Consider the following 23680-nt stretch of genomic DNA (forward strand, 5'->3'; position numbering starts at 1 on the left):
CCCCTTGCTTGAATTCGCTTGTATACCTTCTTTTGGTTAACACCATTTCAACACCTCTTTCCTATAAGTTTTTTTCGGATCTGGGTGTCTACTTTCTTAGGGGAGGATCATTATGTTCGTACATTAATCTATGGACAAGCTCATGTTGAAAAAACGAAGCTGTTCTTGAATGTAACATTTGTGCTTCAATATTTAAGGAAACAGGATTTGCAAATCCAGCGCCATCGGAAATATTTCCTAATATATAAGGAACTCTTTCAAATTTTGAAATTAAGGTTCGATCTTTTTGACTATCTAGTATTTTATTAGAATTATTTTTTAATTTTACACCAAGTAATAAGGAAAGATATGGATAACTTATTTCAGCAGAATATAATGAATATTTACCTATATTTTTAGCCTCTTTTGGGTAATAAATAGAAAAATGAGACGATTCTAATCTTTCCCATTCCGTATCGCGCATATTTCCTGTATTTGTTTTTAAAAAGCTTGTTGGAACAGAATACGATTTATAAGGAATTAATGCTAAAAAAAACTGAAAATAATATATTGAAAATATTTTAATGTTACTAATTTTTTCATAATAAGGTGTCTTTGATTTTTTGAAAATGAAATTCGGCTTTTTTTAAATCTTCGGGTGTATCTATGCCAAAGGGTTCTTTTGTAGCTTCTGTAACTAATATTTTCCAACCAGCTTCAAGCACTCTTAATTGTTCAAGACTTTCACATATCTCTAAATTACTGCTCATTATTATTTTAGCAAATTTACATAACGAGTGATAACGAAATGCATAAACTCCAACATGATGTAAAAAAGAGATTTCTTTTATATTATTTATTTTATCTAGCCAGTCTAGACCTGTTGCACCAAGGAGTTCTTTTGGATATGGAATAGGAGCTCTTGAAAAATAAAGAGCAAGTTGATTTGCATCTTTTGTTACTTTAACTACAGAACTGCTAAAAAATAATTCGGCTTCATTTCTTTTAAAAGCAAGGGTTCCTAAAGGAACTTCATTATTTTTTAACATTGTAATAGCAAGGTTTTCTACATCTTCAATAGAAAAAAAAGGTTCATCGCCTTGAATGTTTATAATAAGATCGTTTTCGTTTAACTTGTTTTTTTGATTTAAATTTTCAATGGCGGCATAGACGCGTTCTGTCCCATTTATTAAATTTGGAGAAGTCATAATACAAGTAATATTTTGAGTGCTTACTTCATCAAAAATACCCTGATGATCTGTAGCAACAACAAGATGTATTTTATTTACATGAGAATTTTGTTTTAGTTTATCTGCAAGTATTTTTGCTCTTGATGCAACGTGTGAAATAATACATTTAGAAGAAATTTTAAGCAGAGGTTTTCCAGGCAAGCGGCTTGATGCGTATCTGGCTGGTATTACGATATATATGGAATTGTTCTCTTGATTTGAACCTATAGTATTCATCGATTTCTCCTTTGGTTTGAGATAAATCAAGCTATCTCAACCTGATTTGATTCGATCATTGCAAAAAATAAACTACATAATATTAATCTTTAAGGCTAATGATGAGACGACAAAGGTTTAAACATATGCTATCGTTTTTTAAAGCTCAACAAAGGAGATCATGAGTGGCACGACAAATTACCTCAACAGGCAATGATGGGCTGCCAATGTGGGACACTTTTGAAGCAAGCTTTTTTGTGGGAGCGGGACTTTCTGTTGGAATTGTTCTTGGTATTTTATTTCCTTCTTTATGGAGAACCTTTCGTAGAAGGTTTCGTAAAAGTTCTCATTACGCCCCTAATGATAAAAAATTAGAAAATAATTTATCTGTAAATCTAAAAATATTAGCAGAAAACCAAGATCCTATTTTATTAAATAATGAAGAGCTTGAATTAGGGGCCTATAAACAAGATAAAAATAGTTTTATCATTTTGTCAGAAGCCTTTGTTTTAGCAAGAAACTATTTTCAAATTGGCAATGCACGAGAATCCATTGGAATTTATATTGAAATATTAACCAATGAAAATGTTTCAAAACAGGAAACACACCGAGCTCTTTTTGAATTATCTCAGGTATATGCTTCTATTGGTTTACAAGTTAGGGCATTTGATACGGCGATTGAATTGTTTAGAAGAGTTCCTAAAAATAGCGAGGTTTTAGAGCATATTTTAAAAGTTTGCTCCACAGGGTATTTTCCAGAGAAATTGTATACAGCATTATCAATTTATAAAGGGTTTCTCGATTCAAAATTAAAATTAAATATAGCGCATTCTTTATGTAAAATTGGTGAAATGCAATTTCATGAAAATGAAAAGTTAGAAAAAGCGATTGAATTAGCACGCATGGCCTTACGTTGGGAACGTAATTCGGCCAGAGCAATGATGTTATTATGGCAAGTCACAAGCCATGAGCTTTGGCAAAAAATTTCTCATGATCCTAAAATGATGTGGACTGCATTGGCATCAGATTTAGAGGCATTAATTGAAATTTATAAAAATACAAATATATCACCTGCAGCAGGAGCAAAATATTTATCCATTGTCATTTCAAAAATGAGTAATGAAAAAGAAGCAATAGAAAGTTATGCAATAGTACAAAATGAATTTAAAAGAGTTCTAAATAAGGATAAAATTGATCTAAATACACAAAAATACCTTTGGGCATCTATCTTTCATGCCGCTCTTCTGATACAGAACTCACCTGAGTTGAAAAAGAGCAGGTTTTTAGGAGATGTACTTGCTATATTAGGAGAAAGCCAAAGCTATTTTAATTTTGTTTTTAGACAAGATGAAGCAGCTAGAATTGGATATTCTTCTCATAAATGTGGGAAATGTGGCTCATTTTTTTCTTCATTTGCCTGGAAGTGTTTGCACTGCAACGCTGAAGAGACTCTCAAACTAACAATAATGCCAAACTTTGAGCATTCCTAGGCAAGAATGTGAAGTCAAAGATTAATTTTTTGGAGTTTAAACTATGTCAACACGCACTGGCTCGCTCACTCGGGCAATTGCCATTGATGCCTTAACACACGTTTTGACCCGTAATATCCATTCTGATGTTGCTCTTGAAAAACTATTTGCGAGTCACCCCAATCTTCGAACTTTAGATAAAGCGTTTATTTATGAGATGGTTTTTGGTTCCTTAAGATGGCTTGCTAAAATGGATTGGATTATGTCCCATATGTTGGACAGATCTTTTTCAAGCTTGGATCCTCGAGTGGCAAATGCCTTAAGAATTGGGACTTATCAAATATATTATATGGATCGAGTTCCAGAGCGTGCTGCTGTTTCAGAAACCGTTGAGGCTGTTAAACAAGTTGGTGTACCTAATGCAGCTTCTTTGGTAAATGCTATTTTAAGAAGAGTTGCAAAAAAATCGGAATATTTTCCTAAACCAGATAAAGTAACGCAGCCTGTAGAATATTATTCTATGCATCATTCTTTTCCTCAATGGATGGTAGAACGTTGGCATAAACAACTTTCCTTAGAAAGATTTGAATATCTTTTATCTAATAATAATCGTATTCCTAAAAATACTTTAAAATTAATAACAAAAAATCCATTACCAAATAACGAGTCCGATCTCGCTACCTATTTATTAAAAACACAATCTGTGGAAAGTTCTTGGCAACCTTTACCAGGAGCATTGCGGATAGAATCTTTGCCTAAATTTAATGAATGTGAAGCTTTTAAAAAAGGTTGTTACATTGTTCAAGATGAAGCAGCGCAGCTTTCGGCTAGTTTAGTACAAGCTTCTCAGACAGACACTGTTCTTGACGCCTGTGCAGCGCCAGGTGGCAAGTCGATCTATCTTTGGGAAAGTGGTGTTGCAGCTGAAAATTTAACCGTCTGCGATTTTGCTCAAAAAAGATTAAAAATACTCCGCGAAAACTTTGAACGAGTTGGTCTACAAGGAATAACAATTTTACATGGCGACGTCGTAGAACAATGCCAAGGAAAAGTTTTTCAAAAGATTCTATTAGATGCCCCTTGTTCTGCTATGGGAGTGATCCGAAGACACCCTGAAATCAAATGGCTAAGAACTCCAAGTGATATTCAAAACTGTGCTATCGAACAGGCTCGTCTTTTAGATGGTCTTTCGAAAAACGTAGCGGTTGGCGGGGAGCTTATCTATATTGTTTGTAGTTTTGAGTTAGAGGAAACAATTCATCAAATAAACAATTTCTTAGAAAAACATCCTGAATATGAAAAAGTATGTCCACTGGATCGTATTCATGATTTTTACAAAAAGTATATTACTCGTGAAAATGAGCTTCTTATCTATTCTGGTAACCCAGACGACATTGACGGCTTTTTTGGCGTCGTTTTAAAAAGAAACTCTTAAAACAACAAGATATCTCCCTTTAGCACATCATTTTGACACCAACAAAGTTAAGATTTTTTATATAAAATCGAAACGTAACATAATGTGTGTTTTATGAGGAGATCCCCTTGGAGAACTTTAAAGTTTATCTAAATGTAACAGATGAAAATATTAAGAGCCCTCTTAAGGATATGATCGATAAAAATTTCAAATTATCTGATAAAGAAGATGATTGTGATTTATATTTAACAGATGAACATAATAAAAAGTCAAAATCAGCCATAAATATGTTAATTTCTAGTGTTGTAAAAATACCTGAATTTAAAGGGCAAGCTGATATTGATGGTTTCAATCACTATGTTGTATATAATGAAAATGATTTTTTAGTTGACAGAGTTTTTCAAGCAATACAACGCCAATGGATTTTAAAAAAAGGATCAGCAAATTCTACTCAAGATTTAACTGGAGTTCGTGCCTTAATCCCTATGGAAGAATCGGAACACAGTTCTGGTGTAAAACTACCTATTATTAAAACGTTTGATGTTAAAAGTTCACGTGAAAGAAATAAATTAGCTGAAGAAATGGAGAAATTCTTTGAGCAAATAGAGCCATTTGTTGGGCAACAAAATCCTACATTTGCTCAATATGCTGTTGAAATTCAAGAAGAGCTTTTAATGAATGCGATTTGGGATGCCAATCCAAAGCACGAAAAAAGTTCTAGAACAATACCAATTGATTTAGATGATAGCGAAAAAGTGCGATTAGAATGGGGATTTAATGGAAAAGATCTTGCTATTTCTGTAAGGGATAACTTTGGAAGATTAAATCCTAAAATAATGTCTAAATATGTTAAATTTATATTTAAAACAGGAACACAAGAATCTCATCAATTAGGTGAAAGAGATGTGAGTGCTGGATTAGGTATGTATATGATTTTACAAAGAGCGAATATTTTGTCTGTATTTATATCTCAAGGTAAAGTAACAGATGTTGGTATTGTTATTTGTATTTCTAAGAAAAAAAGAGCAAAAAATCAGTCACCAAAAGCTTTAGATATTATCCATATTGATAAAGAATAATCAATCAGAAATACTACAATTTTTTAAATAAGAATTAAAAACTTTTATAGAGTTTTTATTATTTTCTATATATTTTTTTGAAAAGTAAAAAACCAAATCATTATTTGAATGAAAAATAAATTTAAAATTATTTTTACTCATTTGGCTTTTTTTCAAAAATTCTAATGCAGGTTCTTCTGGTGAAAGAAAAGCATCGAAACGTTTTCTTTGAAGCATTTCAAAAAGATTATGAATTTCTTTAGGAGAGGCGACAAGTTTGTAATTATTTTCCATTAAAAAAGTTTCTGGGCCAGTCCCAAATTTTGCAGCAAGGAGTGCTTTTTTTCTAAATTCTGCTTTAGTCGGATCTAAGTTTGAGTTTTTATTTAATATCCAAATCCATTTATAATTTGCTATTTTTTCTGTGGGTATGGCGAAGCTATTTCTTTCATTTGTAATTCCTGCAGCGTAAAAGCCTTGGGCTTTGCCTAATTTTACATCTTCCTGCGCTCTTTTCCAAGGCAAAACATGGATTTGATAATCGATTTTCATTTGTTTTAAAACACATTCTAATGTTTTAGTAGCAGAACCTCCTACTAAGTTGTTCTCTATCGTTTGATATGGCGGCCAATCTTGTGTGTTTATAATAAATTTATCTGCGAATATTTGAAAATGTATGAAATTAACTAAAATAAATATAATTAATTTTATAAAATTCATAATCATTCCTGTGTTTTAAAATAAATAAAGAATTCAACGATTAAAAGTAACATAATTAATTTCATTCGCAAAGATATTTTAATGTATATAAATATTTAAATTTAGTGATATCGTATTTAAAGTTTAGACTTGATATGTCTTAAAACAATATCAAGTCTTTCCTGTTTTTATATTTAAAAGAAAATAAAGGAGTTTATTATGTTGTTTCAAACATTATCTGATTCAGCCAAAGAAAATATTTTTACACGCGCTAAAAATAAAAGAATTTCGCTACCAGAAGGAGAGGATGAAAGAGTTATAAAAGCTGCAGAAATACTTAAAAATGAATTAAATATAAAATGTTTTTTAGGAAATAAAAACGAAGCGGAAAATAACAAACAAAAGACATTAGATGTAATGCAAAAAATTGCTGAAAAAAAGGGGAAACCTTTATCTTCAAAAATAGAGCCATTGGCATCGGATCCTACATTTGAAGGCGGAGCAAAATTATATTTAGGGGAAGTCGATGCCGTCGTTTCTGGTTGTGTGAATTCTACAGCTCACGTAATAAGAGCTGCTTTAAGCACAGTAGGGCTAAAGCCACAAACAAAAGTGATTACAAGCGGATTTTTACTCGCTCTCCCTAAAGTAACTCCTGGTGGGGAAAGTTTGGTTTTATTTGCAGATTGTGGTGTTATTCCGCAGCCGAGTAGTGCCGAACTTGTTGACATAGCTTATTTATCACAAGAAGCTTTTGCTTTTTGGAGTGGGAAAACACCTTTTGTTTCTTTTTTAAGTTTTTCAACAGTGGGAAGCGCAGAACACCCCGATGTGGAAAAAGTAAGAAATGCTTATAAGTCTTTTGTTGAAAAATATCCTTCTATTATTGCAGAAGGGGAAGTCCAATTTGATACTGCTTGCGTGCCTTCTGTAGCAAAAAGAAAAAATCCAGATGGTAAAGTTCAAGGAAAAACAAATGTATTTGTCTTTCCCGATTTAGATTCAGGAAATATTGGTTATAAAATTACACAAAGAATTGGTGGTGCTGAAGCTTGGGGGCCTATTTTATTAGGTGCTGCAAAACCTTTTTCAGATTTGTCAAGAGGCGCATCGGCAGAAGATATTGCTCACGCGGTTGCTTTAACTTTAGCATTAAGTTGAAATTTTAAATAAATATAATCCTATAAAAATATTGATAAATAATTATTTTAAAAATAAATCCCTCCCTTTTATTTTCTTAAATTCAAATTTTTTGATATCTATTTGTTTGCTCATAAAGAGTATTATTAAAGGGAGAGAATAATATGTTGTTAAAAAATTCTTTAATTTCAATGGTTTCGTTTTTTTTAGTTTCAAATGCAATGGCTCATGAAGGACATGAACATGCTGATAATAATAAAAAAGAAGAGCAAAAAGTAGGAGTTGACTTTTTAATCAATTTAGAAAACTCAGCATATAGTAGTTTTGAAATGTCAGAATTAAAGGTAAAATACCAAGATGAATTAAGAACAGCAGCTATTCAAGGAGTTGCACTTTATTCCTTAAATAAATCGGATTACGGATCTTTTGTAATTGGTGGTGGAATAGATAATTATATGTTACATTATAAAAATATTGTAAAGTTAAATAATTATGAATCCAATGCTATATTAAATATGTTTTCCTTATCTGTGAAAGCTTCCGGTGGTTATAAATTTACTCCTGCAAAACGTTTAGACGTTTATGCTTTAGCAAACGTTGGTTATGGCGTATTTAATTCAGCTGATCTTACTTCTGTAACTCTAAACTCATCTAATGAGCAAAAAAACACACTTACAATTGATAATCATATTTCATATGGTGTAAATGGTATTGCTGCCTATAAATTTAATGAAACTTTTAGCATGGGCTTAGGATTAGGTGCAACAGTTCACTCTATGAATATCTCTAACAAAAAAGATTTAGGTCTAGACCAAACTATAAATTATGTTGATGTAAACTCAAGTTTAAACTTAATATTTAGTATTTAATTCATTAAAAATACGAAATAGCATTTTAATTTAATTAAAATGCGGGTAATCCTGTTACGCAACGAAAAGTATCACGAGCAATCATAAGTTCTTCGTTGGTTGGGATTACCCATGTTTTAATTTTACTTGTATCTGAAGAAATATTTCCTTCAGCACCAAAGCATTTTTCTTTATTTAAATTTTCATTTAGTTCAATGCCTAAAAATTGCAATCCTTCACAAATTCTTTTTCTAATTTCTGCGGAGTTTTCTCCAATACCACCTGTGAAAAGAATGGCATCGGCACCGCCCATTTCGGCAAGATAAGCACCAATGTAATGCTTAATTCTCATGGTAAACATGTCAATAGCAAGAGTTGCTCTTCTATCGTGATGTTCTTTTTCTTCATCTAAAAGTTCACGCATATCATTTGTTAAACCTGAAATCCCAAGAAGACCCGATGCTTTATTTAATAAGATATCAATGTCTGATAAAGTAATTCCTTCTTTATGGGCTAAAAATTCTGGAATGGAGGCATCAATATCTCCAGCGCGAGTCCCCATAATTAAGCCGGCGAGCGGTGTAAAACCCATAGAAGTATTATAAGATTTTCCTTCTTTGATAGCGCAAATAGAACAGCCATTTCCTAAATGAATTGTAATTAAGTTGAGCTGATTTCTTTCTAAGTTAACAAGTTTTCTGTAACGATAACTTACGTAACGGTGAGAGAGTCCATGAAATCCATATTTACGAATGCGGTAGCGTCTATAATATTGATAAGGTAACGCATATAAATAATTTGTTTCTGGTATAGTTGAATGAAATGCCGTATCAAATACAACAGCGTGAGGCATTTTTTCGCCAAATAAAGCAAGTGTTGCTTGTATCCCTTTTAAATTTGCAGGATTATGAAGAGGTGCGAGATCAATGCAATCTTCAATTTCTTTTAAAACAGATTTATCAACAAGAACAGATTTAGAAAATTTTTCTCCACCATGAACAACACGGTGACCAACGGCATTAATATCAGACAAAGAAAAAATACCATCAATATTTAATGTCCCCGAAGTGATTTTGCGAAAAATATAATCAAGTGCTGCAGAATGATCGCGAATGGCGATGGATTCTTTTATTTCAACTCCATTTGGAACTGTTATCTTAGCAAGAGCTTGTGTTCCAATACGATCGATTAAACCTTTTACTTTTATTTTATCGGTAGACGAATCAATATTATTTTGATCTGTTTCAATAATTTGAAATTTAAGGGAAGAACTTCCACTATTGATAACGAGTATATTCATTTGATTTGTTTACCCCCAAGTTCATATTTTTATGTATTAAAAATAAAATGATTCTTTTAAGGAATGCAAGCAAACCTTTTTCATCTTATTTATATGGTTTAAAGGAAAGAAACTTATTAATCTATTTTTTTATTGATAAATTTTTTTCTAGTCAAATTTTTGTTTCAATCAAATAAGATAAATTATGCTCTAATATAACTTTATTTTTGATCTTTTATTTTTTCTTCTACAATTTTTGCTAATTCTGCGCTTCTTTCAGATGCCGTTACTACTGCAGAAATGAGCATAGGTCTTAATCCAAATTTTTCAAGTTCATGAATTGCACTAATTGTCGTTCCGCCAGGAGTTGTTACCTGATCTCTTAAAACAGCAGGATGGATTCGTGTCTCTTGGACTAATTTTGCTGCTCCTAAGACAGTTTGAGTCGCAAGCTCAATAGAGAGTTGTCTGGGTAAACCCATTTTTACCCCTCCATCTGCCATAGCTTCTATCACCATATAAATGTAGGCAGGACCACTTCCACTCAATCCTGTTACGGCATCGAGTTGTTCTTCATGTGCAATCCATGTTTTTCCAACGGCATCAAAAATAATTTTAGCTCTATTTAGATAATGCTGAGGAGTTTTTTTACTTGCGCATAAAACACTAGCTGAATAATCAATTGTAGCAGCAATATTTGGCATGCAGCGCACAACGGGACAGTCTTCTGAAAAATATTTATGAATAAGTTCTGTTGGTGTTCCAGCTAATATTGAAATTATTAATGGGAAATCTTGATTGGCAAGAAAGACGGGTTTCCAGCGATCAACAGCTTCCATAAAGTTTTGTGGTTTAACACAAAAAATAATGGTGTCTTTCTCAGTAAGAAATAAATTATTTTTTAAGTTGGGAATGCTTTCATAGTTTAAATAATTCAACTTGTTGAAATCTAATCCTTCTGGGTATCCTTCATTGGGGTTGAGTTCACCTCTATCACAGACAAATATTTCGACATCTTGAGCAGTTAGTTGTAACCCTCTAACAAGTGCTTTGCCAATATTACCAAAGCCTATGACAACAATTTTACCCGAAAGTATTTTATTCACAAATATTATCCCCCTATTCTAATACAGGAGGATTCTATCTTTTGAAACAACTTAGAGCAACATATTGTTGCATATAAATAAGAATGAATTATATATATTCCCTTGTAATAAATTAAGGATTCGATAAATTCTATTTTTCTAGCAATGCTTAAATGGATTGCATATTGATTCTACAAATCATAAAAGGAAACAAAGTAAATGAATATAATTAAAAAATGCGATTATAAATATAAATTTTTAAATGTTATATTAATTTCGTTTTTTCAATTGATTTTAGGCGTTTCTGTTTTTTCTAAAGAAGTTACGGTAAATAAAAATATCCCCAATGGAGAAATTTTTGAAAAATTAAATCAAAAAATTGATTTAAATCTTACTTTTACAAATCAAGATGGTCAAAAAATTAAATTAAAAGATTTATTTGTAAATGAAGAAGTTGTTATTTTCACATTGAATTATTTTAAATGTACAACAATGTGTGCATTTCAATTTGTAAACTTAGCAACTACATTGAAAAAAATGGATTGGCCTATTGGCAGCGGTTTTAGGATTGCAACAATAAGTTTTGATCCTTATGATACCTATGAAATTGCAAAAGAAAAACAAAAAGTTTGGGTTCCTAAAACAGGTCAAAAAGATGCAAAATGGGACTTTCTTGTTGGCGATAGCAAAAACATTAATGTGTTTTTAAAAGATCTCAATTTTTACTATGAATTAGATCCTCATACAGGAGAGTATTCTCATGGTGCAGCTTTATTTTTTATAAAAAATGATGGAACTTTTTATAGATATTTATATGGAATTGTCTATGATCCACAAGATATAAAAAATGCTTTAGTTGAATCTTCAAATGGGAAGTTGGGTTCATTTTTTGAAAAAATTTATACAAAATTTAAAAAATTTCAAATACAAACTGGAAAATATGCATCGTCATTTTAATGATTACCATTAATTAAAACTTCAATTTCTTTTGAAGAAGAATCTAATTTAATTCCTTGTTTTACTAAACTTTCAGAGCATTCCGAAGTAACTTGAATCGATGACTGAATATTTTGTGTTGATTTTCCAATTTGTTCCATTGCTGAAGAAATTTGTTTAATTCCAATTTCTTGTTCTTGTGTAGCCATGGTAATTTTCTCAATAAATGAAGATAAAGAATCTACATTTTGTGATATATCTTCAAAAGATTTTTGTGCATTATTTGTCACGCCTTTAACTTCAATCACCCTAGTTTTTGTAATTTCTAATATTTTATTGACCTGTTCTTCACTTTTAGTGATTAAATCTTGAATATCTTTAGCTGATTTACCACTTATTTTTGCTAAATTACCTACTTCTTCTGCAACAACGGCGAAGCCTTTTCCTTGTTCACCCGCTCGTGCCGATTCTATAGATGCATTTAAAGAGAGTAATTCTGTTTTTGCAACAATATCATTTATTACAGTTGTTTTTGAGTTTATTTGAACAATAATTTCACTTATATCCTGTAACTGCTCATTTGATTTTTGAATGGTTTCCATTGAAGTAACAAGATGAGTCATAATCATTTTTCCATTTTCTGCTTTTTCAGAAGATGATTTTGAAACCTCATATAATTCCTTAGTATTTCCTGTGGTGTTATTAACTGTTGATGTCATTTGATTTATAGCAGCTGTAGTGTCATGAATTGAATGGGATTGTTCTGTAATTGCATGGCTAAGAGAATCGGAACTTTTTTTAAAGAAGTAACAACTGTTGTAATTTCATTTGACCTCTCAAACAGTTCTTTGCTTATATTTTTAAATTTTTTATTTAGTCTTATAGAAAAAATAAAACTAAATGCAGAAATTAATAATGTCAAAACAAATAATAAAATAAGTCCAATAAAGTATATTTTTTCTTTAATTTGAGCAGAAGTATGGAGTGTTAATGTTTTTTTTCTTATTCCCCCCAAAATATCGCTCAATATATCATTTACATTTAAAAAAGCATCTTCAATTTTAGTAATTTGAGAATTTATTTCTTCTCTTTTTAAAATTCCTTTTTGAATGTTTTCTAAAGTTTTATTTATATCTTCACGAAGTGTTTTCCAGCCTGTAACTAATTTATTGTACTTTTCTTGTTCTTCAGGAGTGAATTTACTTTCTGCTGCAAATTTATTTAAATTTTGATTGAATGTGTTTAAAGAATCGTTAACATCTTTAATAGGAGAGCCTGTAACTCCTTTTGAAATAGTATAGGGTTCAAACGCGAGTCTTAATAAAGCTTGAATATCCGATTTCACAATTAACGATTGATTTAACCAATGAGAAGATTCATTAGATGCAAGTTCTTCTATTGTGATATTGCTAGAATGTATTCCAACTTGAGCAACAATACTTACTGTAATTAGAAAAAAGACCAATACTCCATTAAAGAAAAAGAGCTTTGCTTTAAGTGAAAGCTTGTTAAATAATTTCATTTTTTTTTCCAATTAAAAATAAATAAAATTTATTTTTTTATATTAGCATTTATTAAAATCGGGGCGGTTTGGTTCACAAAAATTTTTGCCACCTTCTAAGGGTTTGCCATCAAAATCGGCTTTAATTTCTTTTGATTTTGTTTGTTTTTGTCTTGCGGCAACATTATCGCATGCTTCTAGTGCTGCTTTTGCACAAGAATCCGCACTTCCTGTTTTTTTATTTTCATCACAGCTCGCATTGCCACCACATTTTGCATAACTATCTTTTTCCATACCAGGGCATGCCGTCCTTGTTATATGTAAGGTGCATGTTCCTGCATAGGAATTTAAATTTATTAAAAAATAAGGAATAAGAAAAAAGATAGAATAACGACGTTTCGATTTATTGAACATATTTTGACTCCTATTTTATTAACTAAACTAATTGTATCCAATTTTTGTTATCTTGGAATCAAAATGTCAAAAATTAAGATTTCAATATATGTATTTTAATAATTTAAACCTCATTTTTATGAAATAATAAAATTTAATATCATTATTTTTCAAGACTCTTTTATCTATTAAAATTAAGGATATTTTTAAAATTTGCCCTGCTTTCCCTTAAAACAGAGTTATTGATTTTTATTGATAAATTGTATACCTAATCCCATGCAAGAATATTGAAATTACTTTCTATATTCATTAAATCTACGTTTAAAATTTTATTTGAAAGACCATAAGCTATGTCATCAGCTCCACAAGACCTTAGTAAATATCGTAATATTGGGATTATGGCTCATATTGATGCAGGTAAAACAACAACTTCGGAAAGAATCTTGTATTACACAGGACGAAGTCACAAGCTTGGTGAAGTCCATGAAGGCACAGCTACGATGGATTGGATGGTTCAAGAACAAGAGCGTGGTATTACTATTACTTCAGCTGCAACAACAACATTTTGGAAGGATTATCGGATAAACTTAATCGATACTCCTGGTCATGTGGATTTTACAGTTGAAGTTGAAAGATCTCTTCGTGTCCTCGATGGGGCGATTGCTGTTTTTGACGCCGCAAATGGGGTAGAGCCTCAATCCGAAACCGTTTGGCGACAAGCAGACAGATACCATGTCCCAAGAATCGCTTTTTTAAATAAAATGGACAAAGTTGGCGCCGATCCTGAAATGTGTATAAACTCAATGCGTGAAAAATTAAATGCAAATGTCGTTTTTGCTCAAATCCCAATGGGTGTGGAAAGTGCATTTACGGGTGTGATAGATCTTATTGAAATGCAAGCTTACGTTTGGTTGACTGAAGATAAAGACGCTGCTCCTAAAGTTACAGAAATTCCAAAAGAATATCTCGATGATGCTCATATTTATAGACAAGAACTTATCGAAAATTTAGCCGATTTTGATGATACTTTAGCAGAAGCTGTATTATCAGATGCTAAGGTAACAGCAGATCAAATTAAAAAGGCACTTCGTAAATCGGTTATAGAAATTAAAATTATTCCAATATTTTTAGGCTCCTCTTTTCGTAATAAAGGAATACAGCCCTTGCTTGATGCTGTTGTTCATTTTTTACCTTCTCCTTTAGATATTCCTCCTGTGGAAGGTGCTGAAGTAGAAGGAATTGTCGCTGCTGGCAAGCGTGCTCCCACACCAGAAGAATCTTTTTCAGGAATTGTATTTAAAATTATGAGTGATCCCTTTGTTGGTGCACTTTTCTTTATGCGTATCTACTCAGGAACGATCAAAACAGGTGATGCTGTTTTAAATACGCTTAAAAATAAAAAAGAAAGAATTACAAAAATTCTTCGCATGCATGCAAATGATAGAGAAGAATTGCAGTTTGCATCGGCAGGCGAAATTGTTGCTGTGGTAGGTTTAAAATTTGCCACTACAGGAGATACTCTTTGTGATATCAAAGATCCCATTGCCTATGAATCTATGAAGTTTCCCGATCCTGTTATTTCTTTAGCAATTGAACCTAAAAGCAGTGGTGACTTAGACAAACTTCAACAAAGTTTAAATAAATTAGCGCAAGAAGATCCTTCTTTAAAAGTATCAACAAGTGAAGAAACGGGTCAGGTTCTTATTTCTGGTATGGGAGAATTGCATCTTCAAATTATAGCAGACAGACTCCTACGCGAATTTAAAGTAAATGCAAATGTTGGAAATCCTCAAGTATCTTACCGCGAATGCATTTCTATTCCTGCAAAAGCAAGTGAAAGTTTCTCAAGAACAGTTCAAAATAAAACATTTGCGGCAAAAGTATCTTTATCCATAGAACCAAATGATAAAACAAATGTAGAAGTAAATGTACCTAGTAAATCTATGGTTCCTGCAAATATAGTTGCAGCAATAAAAGAAGCTTTGGTAGGCTCGGTTGGCAGTGGTACCTTATGTGGTTATCCTTTAGTAAATTTAAAAGTTACTGTAACAGATTATTCTTTTGATACTCAGGCTATTGATGATGTTGTTTATAAAGTAGCTGCAAGTAATGCCCTTCGTAATGCTTTGACATTAGCAAAACCTGTCATGATGGAACCTGTTATGAAGGTTGAAGTTGTTGTACCATCGGACTATAGTGGAACTATAGTTTCAGATATAAACAGCCGTCGTGGACAAGTTTTAGGTTTAGACACAAGAGGGCATTTGCAAGTTGTTCATGCAAATATTCCATTATCCGGTTTATTTGGTTATGAAACGGATATACGCTCTTTATCTCAAGGGCGTGCTAGTAGTTCTATGCACTTTTCTCATTATGAAGTGTTACCTAAAAACTTACAGGATAAGATACTAGGTTTATAAAATTTTAATTAATTTAGAAAGGAAATAAAATGAGATTTCGAATTATAATCATCTTTTCCTTTTTTATGAATTTAAATGCAAATGCAGATAAAAATGATCAACTCCTTTCTCAAGGAAAAACGGTTTATAATGATAAATGTTTATCATGTCACGGTAGCACTGGAAAAGGAGATGGACCAGTTGGGGAAAATTTATCAAAAAAACTACAGCCTTTAAAAAAATCTTCTGAAAAGCAAATTATTGATGTATCAAATGCAGGTAAAAAAGATATGATGCCTGACTATAGAACGAGTCTTACTGCTGAACAAAAACAGGCTGTAGCTAAATATATTATGGAAGCTCTCGATAAAAATTAAATATAATATAGATATTAAAGTAACTCTCCTGTTAATTTATCAATCATTATTCTAACTTGACATCTTGAAGTGTTAGTTCTAATTTATTCGTATTGTAATTTCGACTATTGTTTTGGTTTTCTTCATTTTATTTTAGAGGAACTTATTATTAAAATTTATAAGTATTATATAAATTTTAATAATAATTAAAATATAAAAAACTAAAACATGTTTTACATTAGATTATTAAAATTTAATGGTGTTTTTTTAATAATTTCGAGTTTATTTTTAAAAATACCTAAATATAAAAATTTTATAAGGATGGTGATTAAATGCTTAATGAGTTTGGAATTAATAATGCAGAAATATTTCACAATGCATTGCCTGCTGTATTGTACGAACATGCGATTAAATTTGAAAAAGGTTCTGTAATTTCTTCAACGGGCGCTCTATCTGCTAGCTCGGGTGAAAAAACAGGAAGAAGCCCTAAGGATAAACGTATTGTTAAGCATCCTGAAAGTGAAAAAGATGTAAATTGGGGTGATGTAAATATTCCTCTGACAGACGAAGCATTTCAGCAAAATAAAAAAATTGCGCTTGAATATTTTAAAAAACAAAAACAACTTTATGTTTTAGATGTCTTTGCTGGATGGGAGAAATCTTGCCAACTTAAAGTCAGAGTTATTTGTTCTAGACCTTATCATGCTTTATTTGTTTCAAATATGTTTATTTTACCAACTAAAATAGAACTTGAAAATTTTGGCGAACCAGATTGCATTATTTTTAATGCAGGCGCTCAATCGGCTGATGATAAGGTCTCTGGAGTTACCTCAAAAGCGAGTGTGTGTTTAAATTTAGAAGCAAAAGAAATTATTATTTTAGGTACTGAATACGCTGGAGAAATGAAAAAAGGTATTTTTACGATAATGAATTATTTAATGCCTAAAAAGAACGTTCTTTCTATGCATTGTTCCGTTAATGAGGGCGAGAAAGGAGATGTAACTGTTTTATTAGGACTATCTGGTACTGGAAAAACAACTCTTTCTGCCGATCCAAATCGTAAACTTATTGGAGATGATGAACATTGCTGGCATGATGATGGCATTTTTAATATTGAAGGTGGTTGTTACGCTAAGTGTGATCATTTATCCGCTGAAAAAGAGCCTGAAATATTTGAAGCAATTCGTTTTGGAAGTTTGTTAGAGAATGTTGTTTTAGATCCAAAAACAAGAGAAGCTGATTATAATGATTTATCTATTACAGAAAATACAAGAGTTTCATATAAAATTAACTATATTAAAAATGCGAAAGTTCCATGTGTTACTTCTCACGCATCTAATATTATTTTTCTAACTTGTGATGCATTTGGTATTTTTCCGCCTGTGAGTTTATTAACTTCGGAACAGGCATTGTATTATTTTATGAGTGGCTATACTGCAAAAGTTTCTGGAACGGAAGTTGGTATCAAAGAACCTGTTGCTACTTTCTCAGCTTGTTTTGGTGCTCCTTTTATGGTGTTTCCTCCTTTAAAATATGCTGAATTATTACATGAAAAACTGAAAAAGAATCCAAAAATAAAAACTTGGCTTGTGAATACAGGGTGGACAGGAGGTTCTTATGGATCTGGGCAAAGAATTTCATTAAAATATACAAGATCTATTATTGATGCGATTCATGATGGTTCTTTAAAAGATGAAACATTTAAAAACTTCGATGTTTTTAATTTAATGATACCTATGAAAATAAATCAGGTGCCTAGTGAAATTTTAGACCCAAGAAATTGTTGGAGTAACAAAGAGCAATTTGATATTTCTCGTAAAAAAATTGCTCAAATGTTTATTGATAACTTCAAAAAAATTCAAAATAATTCATCAATTTCTCAGGCAGGACCTCAAGTTTAGTTGTTCATAACAAAGAGTAGATCAAATAAGTAGAATTGATCTACTCTTTGTGATTTTTATTATGATCGTCAATTAGTTTTTTATAATTATCAATCAATTCAGGTCCATGAATTGGTTCATCATGACCACCAATAACTTGGGTAATTTTAAGATTTAAATTTTTTAATTTTTCAATTGTCCGAGGATATTCTTTTATATCTGCAAAAGATAAGTTACCAATTTTTTCTTTTAATATACACCCTCCAAAAAGAACCTCTTCTTTTGGGAAATAAATAAAAATACCATCATATGTATGTGATGAGCCTGTATATATGGATTGTAAATCACCATTCTGTAGAACAAAGTTATTTTGAAAAACATTGTCTGGTAAACTTAAAGGCAATCTTGGATAATCGGGGATCGATTTTTTGGTAAATTCAATTGTTTTTTCCCAATCGGTTTTCATTAAGTTGTAAGTCATTTGGGTTGAAATAATTTTAGCGCCTATCTTTTTCCAATAGTCATTCCCACCTGCGCGGTCTGGATGATAATTTGTATTAATCACTTCATAAATTGGTTTTGAAGTTATTTTTTTTATTTCTTTATCCAAAAGTAAGGCTGTTTCCAATGTCCATGTGGCACCTATTATAGTAATATATTTTTCTCCAATATAGATCATGGAGTTCTCTTTATAAAAATAATCATCCTCAACAACATAAAGAGGGCCTTTTAAATGTTTTAGGGAAAGCTGTACAGAGAATGACTCATGAGTAAAAATAATAAAGCATAAATAAGATAAACAAACTTTAATTTTTTTAAATTTCATAGTAATATCCTAAATGCTGGAGAGTTTTATTAATATTTTTTTGTAAAGCATCTAAAATATATTCAAGAAAATTATAATTTTCAAATCTTCAAATTTTAAAAAAATAGGATGAACATCCATTAAAGTTAAGAAATGTTTTATTTAGAAAAAAATTAATAAGATTTGTTTGCTTTTTTTTTGAGCTTTATTTTAATTTAAATAAATAGAAAAATTCTTGATAAATCAATAATTAAAGTATAATATTAAAAATATTTTTTATACTCTTGCTAAGGATAAATATTTAAATAATATTGTTTGAATTCAAATTAAAGTTTAATAATAGTTTTTAAAATTTAATAATTTTGGAGATTTTATGAAATTAGTATTAAAAAAATTAATTTATTCTTCTTTTCTATTTTATTCGTTAAATTGCTCTGCATCTTATCATGTTCAATTTTTAAATAATTATGATAATAATGTAGTTGTAATGCAGAAAATCAATTTAACAGATAAAAATAAAAGTGCTGTTTATATACTGAATCAAGGTGAAGTAAATAGTTTTAGTGATTATGATTACTTATTGCTTCAATTTAAACATAGATTAAATTTTGTAGATACAAACACTCCCTGTTCTTGGATACAAATTTTTGGAGGAAAGTATCCTCATGGATGGGGTTTGTCTTTAGTTATCAATGAAATTGAAATTGGAACTATCTGTGCAAACAAAAAATTTTTAATTGATAAAAGTACAAATGCAAAAATTGAGTTTATTAGGGGAGATGATAATAAAATACAAGGTAAATTTTATAATATAGGATGGTGGCAAAATAGTGAATTATTACCAAATTCAATAGACTTTAAAGTTGACTATTAAAGTCTATTATATTGTGAGGTGTTTATGAAGTTTGTTCTTAAGAAATTAATAATATCTGTACCATTATTATTTTATAGTATTCATACACATGCTTACTTTCAAGTTGACGTAATAAACTCAACGGGTCAAACAATTTCTTATTCTCTTTTTACGTCGCAAAATTCTGATTATTCTTTAGGAAACAAATATAATCTAGATCATAAAAAGAAAATGGATATTTGTGATAATGAAGAAATTTTAATTGAAAATAAAAAATTTACTTTTGTTGAAACTTTTAAACCTTGTTCAGAAATAAATATTTTAGGAACAAATTTTATAAAAGGATCTGGTTTAACAATTAAATTAAATGGAAAGGAAATAGGTACTATTTGTGCCTTTAAAAAAACAATGCTTAATCCCGCACTGCATGCTCAATTAGAGTATTTTAAAGACGCAAAAAATCAAGTATTTATTAAATTTTCAAATGTGGGTTGGGGTGAAGATAGCAACATATATCCTACTAGTATCAATTTAAATTTAGAATAAATTATTCTAAATTGATGCTTTTTTTTATGATTTTATCATATTCACCTGATTTTTTTATTTTTAAAAGAATTTCATCAAATTTTGTCTTTATTTTTGTGTAGTCTTTCTTTTTACTAAATCCAAGAAAACTTGTAATTGTTTCTACCTTTGGCTGTAATTTTACATATTCTTTACGATCTATTTTTAAATTTCTCATTAAATATTCAACAACCTTCTCACTTCCTACAATGACATCATATCTGTCTGATTGTAACTTTAAGATGCATTTTTCATAATCCCAACTTTCTTCTGTTACGATGTTATTATCTTTGATTCCTTTCATAAAGGTATCACCATAGTATGCAGCTCTCACATATCCAATTGTTTTGTTTTTTAAATTTTTATAATCACCATTAAATATGGCATTATTTTTCTTTTTTTTATAAAAAGACATATTTTGGAGAATAAGGGGTTCATTATTATAAGTCATAATCTTGTCTCTCTCAGGAGACTTATTAACTGTAAAAATAATATCAGCTTTCCCAGACTCGATTTCACCATGAGAACGATTCCAAGGCTGAATGATAATTTGAAATTTTTGATTCATTTTATTGAACACATATTTTACTAAATCAGCGGATATTCCTTTTACATCTTCGCCTTCTGGGAAAATATAAGGCGGATAAAGTCTTGTAACAATAATGAGTTTTTCTTCATTTGCATATGCTGTATTGAAAATATTAAGAAATAATAAAAACAATAATATAAAAATCTTATTTAAATTTGACATAAATATCCTTAAAAAATGAATGAATTGATTTCTTAATATTAAATTCTATCTCAAATTTAAAGTTATATTCAAGTGTGTGTCCATAATTTATCTAAAATTCTGTTTTATATGGAAATGGATAGATCTCTCACATCGGATCAGAGCACGGTTTTTAAAGAATGGATTAAATTGCATTTAAAACTTCATTTAAAGATTAAATATATCGAACCATTCGAAAGAATGGATATTTATTTATGTGATTACGAAAATAATAAAAGTTTTTTAGTGAGGTTCTAAATTAATCAAGATAAAATAAAACATCATAAAGATAATATTGTAAATAGATGCAATAATTCAATAAGAAGATGTTTGTTAAAATTAGATGGTGGCTTTGAAAAATGCTTCCAAAATATATTTTTATTTTAAATACCTATTGATATTAATCTACAAGAAAACTTAATTGCTTATGTTACATCTAAGAATCAAGGTATTATAGCTTGTCCGTTAAATTCTTCAGATTTAATAATAAAATTCTTCACAATATCAAAATATAATGATGTTTTTAAAATGACTTTTCATAAGGGATTTGTTTATTTAACAAGGATGGATGCAAATATAGTTACCTCTTGTTTTGTAAATAGGTATGGACATTTTGAAAACTGTAAAGATATTATAAATGTTTTATTGCCGTCAAGTATTCAATTTTTTAATAATTACGCTTATGTCATGAGTAATTCAAATTTGTTAAAAATATATCAAACTCATATTGATGGATCATTACATATAAAAAAAAATTAAATTTATTGGCTCTCATATTCATAATTTTCTGTATATTAATAACGGGTTTTTATATTTATCTGATGATAAAAGAGTATATTATTGTTCTCTTCATTTAGAAATCGTAACTAAGAATTGCAAATCTACTGGTTATGATAATAATTTAGTCTGGTCAATGTCAATTCATAACCGTACAGCTTATATGGCAAATGTTATAAGTAATAATATATCTATTTGTGATATTAAAAGAGATGGTTCATTTTATAATTGTGAAAACTCGCCTGAATGGTTTTATATGCCAAGAGAAATGATTTTTTATGCACTGTTAGATTAGTAAATAAAGAGTGAAATAAAATGAATGCTTTATAAGTGATTAGATATATTCAGACTAAAAGTGAAATTCATAATAGTAACGACTGAATTATTATAAAAAAAGTTCTAGCATTCCAAACAGAATTAAAACAAGATATAATAAAATTAAAGATTTTTTTATAAGAGAAATAAGAAATATCCGGGTCCAAGAAAATTTCTTAATAAATAATTTTTTATTAAAAATCAAATAGAAACAATATAAATATAAATTTATGGGGTATGATGTTCCTTTTTCAAGAAAATTAGCTCGGGACAAAAAAGCTTTGTAATCCAAAAATATACAAATAATTGTTGGTATACAAAAGTTCATTATAATTTTTTTATAAAATAGTACTTTTGTTTTAATGAATTAACTTAAAAGTGAAATAAAAATTGAAAATAAAATATTTTTATATTAGTTTCCATATAGTGCTTTAAATAATGCGCTATATTAATATAATTCTCTCATTTAAATATTTAATACAATTTTATTTTCAATAACAATAGAATAGGAAAATATATGTTTTACAAACTGTCTAAATTAACAGTTTTTATATTTTTATCTTTTTTGTACGTGAATAAATCTTTTTCTGGCTCTGATCTTTTTTGTGTAAATCAAAATAATACATGGGATGCTAAATGGTTAAAACTTTCACAAGGAGATGGAAAATATGAATTAGGTGAATCTTATCATGGTTATTATTGGTTAAAAGGGTCCTTATACATAGTCAATGATACAGATATCAATTTGCATGATGGTCTAAAATTAGAAAAAAATAATTATCAAAATGCCCAATCCGTTTGTAATAGTTTCATATCAACTTGCCAAAAAAATTTTGGTAATGATTATCGTTACGTTGGTGTTGCTGGTTATTCTCTTGCTGCAACAGATTGGGGATATATTATTGTTGATGATTTTATTTGCCCAAATTGGAATACTCCAAATGGTCATCATATAAAAAATCAGCAATCTGTTGGTAATTTAATTGCTGATATTGGAATTGGTGTAGCGACGAGTGGTCCTACGCCAAATAGATATCCTTTTACCCCACCAAAAGCTGCAATCATTGATCCTTTAGCAACTGTTTCTTTGTCTTCTCCTCGTAGCACTTCTTCTATTGAACTCTCTCCTTTGAGCAGTGGCGGAATTTCTGTTGAAACACCATCAGCTTCATCACTAGGTTCACTTGAAAATTTGTCTTCTTTAAATAAAGAAACAAGCATTTCACAACCAAGCATAAATCCAGAGGGCTCAGGAGAGCATTTAAAAATCATTGGTTCGGATAGCGAGAGTCAAAGTTCACTTTTATCTAATAAAAGTCCTTCTACTTCTTCTGGCTTAGCAGTATCTTTATTAAAAAATAAAATAAAAATCGTAAGAACAATACCAGATACTTATTTATACCGAATTGAATCAAGATCACCTGCTGAAATCATTCAGGAAGGAGGATTTTCTGCAGGAAAAAATAATAGAATACCTTCTGATTTTTTCCCTGGTTTAGAACCATACGAAGGTAAAGCATTTTCAACTGCAAGTTATACTAAGGATACTAAACCTGAATTTATTATTGATCAAATCTATCGTAAATCGGGAAGTTTGGTGTAAAGTGATTCCTTTTGGTGGACAATATGCTATGAACTTAGGCGTTCATATAGAAGGGTTGTCCAATGTTAAAGAAGAAATCAGTTAAAAGTCAATATTCTCTTGAGTTTAAAAAT

At 30.1% G+C, this 23680-nt stretch carries 23 protein-coding genes; 13 read left to right on the forward strand and 10 right to left on the reverse strand.

Annotated elements, in window-relative coordinates; all coding sequences use genetic code 11:
• Positions 1–88 precede the first annotated feature (88 nt).
• Positions 89–463 (reverse strand): hypothetical protein, encoded by a 375-nt coding sequence (locus ACIQ56_RS04365; RefSeq protein ID WP_397599850.1) that lies wholly within the window; start codon positions 461–463, stop codon positions 89–91.
• A gap of 115 nt (positions 464–578) precedes the next feature.
• Entirely contained in the window at positions 579–1445 is an 867-nt protein-coding gene (gene kdsB, locus ACIQ56_RS04370; RefSeq protein ID WP_397599851.1) for a 3-deoxy-manno-octulosonate cytidylyltransferase, read from the reverse strand.
• 164 nt (positions 1446–1609) lie between these two features.
• Here kdsB and ACIQ56_RS04375 point away from each other — a divergent pair, with 164 nt between their 5' ends.
• The 3 genes from ACIQ56_RS04375 (at position 1610) to ACIQ56_RS04385 (ending at position 5386) form a co-directional block, all read left to right on the forward strand.
• Complete coding sequence (locus tag ACIQ56_RS04375) at positions 1610–2914, forward strand: tetratricopeptide repeat protein (protein ID WP_397599852.1); 1305 nt, start codon at positions 1610–1612, stop codon at positions 2912–2914.
• 43 nt (positions 2915–2957) lie between these two features.
• Positions 2958–4328 (forward strand): 16S rRNA (cytosine(967)-C(5))-methyltransferase RsmB, encoded by a 1371-nt coding sequence (gene rsmB / locus ACIQ56_RS04380; RefSeq protein WP_397599853.1) that lies wholly within the window; start codon positions 2958–2960, stop codon positions 4326–4328.
• Between the two features lie 107 nt (positions 4329–4435).
• Positions 4436–5386, forward strand: a complete 951-nt coding sequence (locus ACIQ56_RS04385) for a hypothetical protein (protein ID WP_397599854.1) — start codon at positions 4436–4438, stop codon at positions 5384–5386.
• Here the strand turns inward: ACIQ56_RS04385 and ACIQ56_RS04390 are convergent, their stop codons facing one another.
• A complete protein-coding gene (locus tag ACIQ56_RS04390) occupies positions 5387–6085 on the reverse strand; it encodes a hypothetical protein (RefSeq protein ID WP_397599855.1) in 699 nt (232 codons plus the stop codon).
• A gap of 198 nt (positions 6086–6283) precedes the next feature.
• Here ACIQ56_RS04390 and ACIQ56_RS04395 point away from each other — a divergent pair, with 198 nt between their 5' ends.
• Both ACIQ56_RS04395 and ACIQ56_RS04400 read left to right on the forward strand, forming a co-directional pair.
• Entirely contained in the window at positions 6284–7225 is a 942-nt protein-coding gene (locus ACIQ56_RS04395) for a phosphate acyltransferase (protein ID WP_397599856.1), read from the forward strand.
• A gap of 143 nt (positions 7226–7368) precedes the next feature.
• Positions 7369–8073: a hypothetical protein gene (locus ACIQ56_RS04400; RefSeq protein ID WP_397599857.1), complete on the forward strand. Its 705-nt coding sequence runs from the start codon at positions 7369–7371 to the stop codon at positions 8071–8073.
• A 34-nt stretch (positions 8074–8107) separates the two neighbouring features.
• Here the strand turns inward: ACIQ56_RS04400 and ACIQ56_RS04405 are convergent, their stop codons facing one another.
• Together ACIQ56_RS04405 and proC are read right to left on the reverse strand one after the other, a co-directional pair.
• On the reverse strand, positions 8108–9352 hold the full coding sequence (locus ACIQ56_RS04405) for an acetate/propionate family kinase (protein ID WP_397599858.1): 1245 nt from the start codon (positions 9350–9352) through the stop codon (positions 8108–8110).
• Positions 9353–9552: 200 nt separating this feature from the next.
• Positions 9553–10437, reverse strand: coding sequence for a pyrroline-5-carboxylate reductase (gene proC / locus ACIQ56_RS04410; protein ID WP_397599859.1), 885 nt, complete (start codon positions 10435–10437; stop codon positions 9553–9555).
• A gap of 198 nt (positions 10438–10635) precedes the next feature.
• Between proC and ACIQ56_RS04415 the strand changes: the two genes are divergently transcribed.
• On the forward strand, positions 10636–11373 hold the full coding sequence (locus ACIQ56_RS04415; protein ID WP_397599860.1) for an SCO family protein: 738 nt from the start codon (positions 10636–10638) through the stop codon (positions 11371–11373).
• Here ACIQ56_RS04415 and ACIQ56_RS04420 read toward each other — a convergent pair.
• From ACIQ56_RS04420 to ACIQ56_RS04430, 3 genes are read right to left on the reverse strand one after another with little or no spacing between them, the layout of a single operon-like run.
• Positions 11370–12071, reverse strand: a complete 702-nt coding sequence (locus ACIQ56_RS04420; RefSeq protein ID WP_397599861.1) for a methyl-accepting chemotaxis protein — start codon at positions 12069–12071, stop codon at positions 11370–11372. The two genes, ACIQ56_RS04415 and ACIQ56_RS04420, sit on opposite strands and share 4 nt — an antisense overlap.
• A 5-nt stretch (positions 12072–12076) precedes the next feature.
• Positions 12077–12874 (reverse strand): hypothetical protein, encoded by a 798-nt coding sequence (locus ACIQ56_RS04425; protein ID WP_397599862.1) that lies wholly within the window; start codon positions 12872–12874, stop codon positions 12077–12079.
• Between the two features lie 42 nt (positions 12875–12916).
• Positions 12917–13267, reverse strand: coding sequence for a hypothetical protein (locus ACIQ56_RS04430; RefSeq protein WP_397599863.1), 351 nt, complete (start codon positions 13265–13267; stop codon positions 12917–12919).
• Between the two features lie 329 nt (positions 13268–13596).
• Here ACIQ56_RS04430 and fusA point away from each other — a divergent pair, with 329 nt between their 5' ends.
• The 3 genes from fusA (at position 13597) to pckA (ending at position 17902) form a co-directional block, all read left to right on the forward strand.
• Positions 13597–15666 carry an elongation factor G gene (gene fusA / locus ACIQ56_RS04435; RefSeq protein WP_397599864.1) on the forward strand — a complete coding sequence of 690 codons (2070 nt, stop codon included), beginning with the start codon at positions 13597–13599 and terminating at the stop codon, positions 15664–15666.
• 29 nt (positions 15667–15695) lie between these two features.
• The gene (locus ACIQ56_RS04440; RefSeq protein WP_397599865.1) at positions 15696–16022 is read left to right on the forward strand and encodes a c-type cytochrome; all 327 of its coding nucleotides are present in this window, start codon (positions 15696–15698) and stop codon (positions 16020–16022) included.
• A 311-nt stretch (positions 16023–16333) separates the two neighbouring features.
• Entirely contained in the window at positions 16334–17902 is a 1569-nt protein-coding gene (gene pckA / locus ACIQ56_RS04445) for a phosphoenolpyruvate carboxykinase (ATP) (RefSeq protein WP_397599866.1), read from the forward strand.
• Between the two features lie 40 nt (positions 17903–17942).
• Here pckA and bla read toward each other — a convergent pair whose 3' ends face one another.
• Complete coding sequence (gene bla, locus ACIQ56_RS04450; RefSeq protein ID WP_397599867.1) at positions 17943–18707, reverse strand: subclass B2 metallo-beta-lactamase; 765 nt, start codon at positions 18705–18707, stop codon at positions 17943–17945.
• A gap of 352 nt (positions 18708–19059) precedes the next feature.
• Here bla and ACIQ56_RS04455 point away from each other — a divergent pair, with 352 nt between their 5' ends.
• Both ACIQ56_RS04455 and ACIQ56_RS04460 read left to right on the forward strand, forming a co-directional pair.
• Positions 19060–19560: a hypothetical protein gene (locus ACIQ56_RS04455; RefSeq protein WP_397599868.1), complete on the forward strand. Its 501-nt coding sequence runs from the start codon at positions 19060–19062 to the stop codon at positions 19558–19560.
• 24 nt (positions 19561–19584) lie between these two features.
• On the forward strand, positions 19585–20085 hold the full coding sequence (locus ACIQ56_RS04460) for a hypothetical protein (RefSeq protein ID WP_397599869.1): 501 nt from the start codon (positions 19585–19587) through the stop codon (positions 20083–20085).
• 1 nt (position 20086) lies between these two features.
• Here the strand turns inward: ACIQ56_RS04460 and ACIQ56_RS04465 are convergent, their stop codons facing one another.
• The gene (locus tag ACIQ56_RS04465) at positions 20087–20854 is read right to left on the reverse strand and encodes a substrate-binding periplasmic protein (protein WP_397599870.1); all 768 of its coding nucleotides are present in this window, start codon (positions 20852–20854) and stop codon (positions 20087–20089) included.
• 546 nt (positions 20855–21400) lie between these two features.
• On the opposite strand from ACIQ56_RS04465, the gene ACIQ56_RS04470 reads away from it, so the two are divergent.
• On the forward strand, positions 21401–21631 hold the full coding sequence (locus tag ACIQ56_RS04470) for a hypothetical protein (protein WP_397599871.1): 231 nt from the start codon (positions 21401–21403) through the stop codon (positions 21629–21631).
• An 850-nt stretch (positions 21632–22481) separates the two neighbouring features.
• Positions 22482–23567, forward strand: coding sequence for a hypothetical protein (locus tag ACIQ56_RS04475; RefSeq protein WP_397599872.1), 1086 nt, complete (start codon positions 22482–22484; stop codon positions 23565–23567).
• The last annotated feature ends 113 nt before the right edge of the window (positions 23568–23680 follow it).

This window comes from Silvanigrella sp., assembly GCF_044369315.1.
GTDB lineage: Bacteria > Bdellovibrionota_B > Oligoflexia > Silvanigrellales > Silvanigrellaceae > Silvanigrella.